The sequence below is a fragment of the Methylopila musalis genome, from assembly GCF_042679725.1.
Lineage (GTDB): Bacteria > Pseudomonadota > Alphaproteobacteria > Rhizobiales > Methylopilaceae > Methylopila > Methylopila musalis.
In genome coordinates, this window is record NZ_JBHTMX010000252.1 from 1 (window position 1) to 3,555 (window position 3,555).

At 71.8% G+C, this 3,555-nt stretch carries 4 protein-coding genes and 2 pseudogenes; 3 read left to right on the forward strand and 3 right to left on the reverse strand.

Annotation, left to right across the window (positions count from 1 at the left end; all coding sequences use genetic code 11):
- Window positions 1-177: pseudogene (locus ACFQ4O_RS16160) on the forward strand (Holliday junction branch migration protein RuvA); the annotation flags it as partial.
- Window positions 178-181: 4 nt separating this feature from the next.
- On the opposite strand, the gene ACFQ4O_RS16165 reads toward ACFQ4O_RS16160, so the two are convergent.
- Window positions 182-769: a Uma2 family endonuclease gene (locus tag ACFQ4O_RS16165; RefSeq protein ID WP_378777175.1), complete on the reverse strand. Its 588-nt coding sequence runs from the start codon at window positions 767-769 to the stop codon at window positions 182-184.
- A 95-nt stretch (window positions 770-864) separates the two neighbouring features.
- Here ACFQ4O_RS16165 and ruvB point away from each other — a divergent pair, with 95 nt between their 5' ends.
- Window positions 865-1,908 carry a Holliday junction branch migration DNA helicase RuvB gene (gene ruvB / locus ACFQ4O_RS16170; protein WP_378777177.1) on the forward strand — a complete coding sequence of 348 codons (1,044 nt, stop codon included), beginning with the start codon at window positions 865-867 and terminating at the stop codon, window positions 1,906-1,908.
- The gene (ybgC, locus tag ACFQ4O_RS16175) at window positions 1,905-2,345 is read left to right on the forward strand and encodes a tol-pal system-associated acyl-CoA thioesterase (RefSeq protein ID WP_378777179.1); all 441 of its coding nucleotides are present in this window, start codon (window positions 1,905-1,907) and stop codon (window positions 2,343-2,345) included. The genes ruvB and ybgC overlap by 4 nt, the downstream gene beginning before the upstream one ends.
- A 12-nt stretch (window positions 2,346-2,357) precedes the next feature.
- Here the strand turns inward: ybgC and ACFQ4O_RS16180 are convergent, their stop codons facing one another.
- Both ACFQ4O_RS16180 and ACFQ4O_RS16185 read right to left on the reverse strand, forming a co-directional pair.
- Entirely contained in the window at window positions 2,358-3,155 is a 798-nt protein-coding gene (locus ACFQ4O_RS16180; protein ID WP_378777180.1) for a trypsin-like serine protease, read from the reverse strand.
- 157 nt (window positions 3,156-3,312) lie between these two features.
- A pseudogene (locus ACFQ4O_RS16185) lies at window positions 3,313-3,555 on the reverse strand (trypsin-like serine protease); the annotation flags it as partial.

Sequence of the window (3,555 nt, forward strand, 5' to 3'; positions counted from 1 at the left end):
GGCGCGGAGGCGGCGAAGGGCCCGCAGCCGGCGCGCGACGCCATCTCGGCGCTGGTCAATCTGGGCTACGCTCCGCCGCAGGCGAGCGGCGCCGTCGCCGCCGCGCTGAAGGCCGCGGGCGAGGGCGCGACCACGGAGCAGCTCATCCGCGCCGGGCTGAAGGAGCTGGCGAAGTGAGGCGTCAGGCGCGGTCGAGGACGTCGCGGTAGATGTCGGCGAGCGGCAGGTCGACGCCAATGCCCGGAAGCGGCAGGTCGGCGTCGAGCCCGTCGATCACCTGAAGGCCGCGCCACACGCCGTCGATGCGATCGAGGGTTTCCACATGGGGGCGATCCTGAACCACCAGAACGTAATGCGTCAGCGTCGGAATGCGCTGGTAAACGTGCCATTTGGCCATGCGGTCGCGCGCTTCCGTGCCGTCGGACATCACCTCGACCAGAACCGACGGCGTCTGGACCGAGGTGGCGCCCGGCGGCAGGGGCGCGCAATGCACGATCACGTCCGGCAGCAGGGTGGCGTTGAGTTCGCGCTCTTTCAGGTAGAACGTTTCGGTCAGCGTCCGGCACGGCGAGCCGATCGCACGCAGGCGCTCACGTATTCCGGAGGCGATGTTTTGGACGATGTAGTTGTGCTCCCATCGCGCGCCGACCATCATCCGCACGACCCGGCCGCCGATCAGCTCCCAACGCTCGTTCTTCGGCTTGTCCGCGAGGAACTCTTCGAAATCGTCGAACGACATGTAGTCGTAATCGGCGGTCGCGCGGCTCATGGGGCTCTCCGATGCCTGCGAAGCATAGCGCGGACGCCGGGGACGTGCGAGACGTTCCGCGTGCCCCGTCCGACCGCCTTCCAAGCCGCCGCGCGATGACCCCGCCAAGCCCCGTCCGCGACGTCGCGTCCAAGGACGACGACGCGCTCGACGCGTCGATCCGGCCGCAGACGCTCGCCGATTTCACCGGCCAGCGGCAGGCGCGCGAGAACCTGTCGGTGTTCATCCAGGCGGCCCGCGCCCGGGGCGAGGCGCTGGACCATGTGCTGTTCGCAGGCCCGCCCGGCCTCGGCAAGACCACGCTCGCCCAGATCGTGGCGCGCGAGCTCGGGGTCGGCTTCCGCGCCACCTCCGGCCCCGTCATCGCGAAGGCCGGCGACCTCGCGGCGCTCCTCACCAATCTCGACGAGCGCGACGTGTTGTTCATCGACGAGATTCACCGCCTCAACCCGGCGGTGGAGGAGATCCTCTATCCGGCGATGGAGGATTTCCAGCTCGACCTCATCATCGGCGAGGGGCCGGCGGCGCGCTCGGTGCGCATCGACCTGTCGAAGTTCACGCTGGTGGGCGCCACCACCCGCGCCGGCCTGCTGACCACCCCCTTGCGCGACCGGTTCGGCATTCCGCTTCGGCTGAACTTCTACGAGGTGGACGAGCTGGAGCTGATCGTGCGGCGCGGCGCGCGGGTGCTCGGGCTCGGCATGAGCCCCGAGGGCGCGCGGGAGATCGCCCGCCGGGCGCGGGGCACGCCGCGCATCGCCGGCCGCCTGCTGCGGCGTGTGCGCGACTTCGCCTCCGTGTCGGGCGAGGCGGAGGTCTCGAAGGCTTCCGCCGACCGGGCGCTGAAGCTGCTCGACGTGGACGATCTCGGCCTCGACGCCATGGACCGGCGCTACCTCTCCATGATCGCCATGAACTACGGCGGCGGGCCGGTGGGGGTGGAGACCATCGCCGCGGCGCTGTCGGAGCCGCGCGATGCGGTGGAGGAGATCATCGAGCCCTATCTGATCCAGCAGGGCTTCATCCAGCGGACGCCGCGCGGGCGTATGCTGACGGCGCACGCCTACCGGCATCTCGGGCTCGCGGCGCCGTCGTCGGTGGCGCAGCCGCCGCTGTTCGATCTCGACGAGGACACATGACCGCCAATCTGAGCGACGGCGTCGGGGGGCGCCTCGAAGGCGTGCGTCACGTGCTGACGCTGCGCATCTATTACGAGGACACCGATTTCTCCGGCGCGGTCTACCACGCCAACTACCTGCGCTACATGGAGCGCGGCCGCACCGAGATCCTGCGCGCCATCGGCTTCGATCACCGGGCGCTGTGGGACAGCGCCAAGGAGGGCTTCGTGGTGCGCCGCATGACGGTGGACTATCTGAAGCCCGCCCGCATGGACGACGTGATCGCCGTGGACACCTGGGTCCACGAGGTCAAGCAGGCCTCGCTGACGCTGGACCAGGCGGTGGTGCGCGACGGCGAGACGCTGGTGACCGGCCGCGCGGTCTGCGCCTATGTGCGCGACGGCCGCCCCGTGCGCATGCCCCAGTCCATGCGCGAACAGATGGCGCGCAAGGAGTAGGGCGGCGGGCCGTCAGCGGCCCTTGCGCGCCTTCTGCAGCATGGCGCGGAAGCCCTTGGACTGCGGATCCAGCACCGCCACGAAGATCGTGGAGTTGCAGAGGTTGCGCTTGCGCACGATCGCGATCACCACGCCCCAGAGCCCGCCCTGGCCCATGACCGGGCCGCCGCTGTCGCCCCGGCACACGGCGCCGCCGGTGGTGCCGAACGCCACCGCGGTCGGGCCGTCGGTCACCACCTCCGCCTTCACGGCGGCGAGGCGGAGCTGGCCGCTGGAGGATTCGTCGGAGGGCGTGCGCAGCCCCGCGCCCGCGAGCACGGAGCGGGTCTCGATCGCCTTCAGCGGCTGACGGGCGATGGGGATCGGCCGCCGGTCCTTCGGCGCGGGCCGCGCGAGCCGCAGGATGGCGAGATCGGCGCCCAGCAGTTCGGGGCGGGGATTGTCCGCGTCGCCCCGGCCGCCGAAATCCGGGTGCATCGCGCCGGCCGTCACCTGAACCGTGTGGGCGATGCGGTCGGAAGCGTCGAAGAACTGCGCCACCACCACGCTCGGGCCGCCGAGATCGGCGAGGCAATGGCCGGCGGTCAGCACCAGATTGCGCTCGATCAGCACGCCGGTGCAGTTCGCCACCTGCGCGCGGGTGCGGCTGGTCGGCGTCAGGCTTGTGATGAACACCGTGGCGCGCGTCAGCGCGTCGCCCGGCCGGGCGGGCGCGCCGCCAGACAGGGCGTGGCCGTCGCCGGCGCCGAACAGCGCGAGACCGGAGGCGAGGGCGGCGGCGGCGAAAGCGCGGACAGGGAGAAGACGCATACAAGGTTCCTGCGGGCGCGGGCGAACCGCGCAGGCGAGTCGCGAAAGCCAGGGAAGCGGGCACCATGGCACGGGCTTCGTCAAACGTCCGTTCACCGATCGGGCCGGGGCGGACGCGGCGCCGCCGCTGTGCTTCCCGGGCGACAGCGCGGCGGCGTCAGTCCAGCGCGGCGCGCATGCGGCGGAAACCGTCCGAGGCGGGATCGACCGGCGTCGCCGTCACCCGCGTCCCGCAGCCGCCGACGGGCTTCAGCACCGCCGCGATCAGGCCCCAGACCGCGCCCGACCCGTCCGTGATCGGGCCGCCGCTGTCGCCGACGCAGGCGGGGCGGTCGAGGGTCGCGAAGGCGACCGAGGCGCCGCCGCCGGTGGAGCTTCGCACGGCCGAGGCCCGAAACCG

Bases quoted from the DNA above. Each gene is read 5' to 3' on its own strand.
- ACFQ4O_RS16165 (WP_378777175.1), bottom strand. From the start codon at position 769: ATGAGCCGCGCGACCGCCGATTACGACTACATGTCGTTCGACGATTTC.
- ruvB (WP_378777177.1), top strand. From the start codon at position 865: ATGACCCCGCCAAGCCCCGTCCGCGACGTCGCGTCCAAGGACGACGAC.
- ybgC (WP_378777179.1), top strand. From the start codon at position 1,905: ATGACCGCCAATCTGAGCGACGGCGTCGGGGGGCGCCTCGAAGGCGTG.
- ACFQ4O_RS16180 (WP_378777180.1), bottom strand. From the start codon at position 3,155: ATGCGTCTTCTCCCTGTCCGCGCTTTCGCCGCCGCCGCCCTCGCCTCC.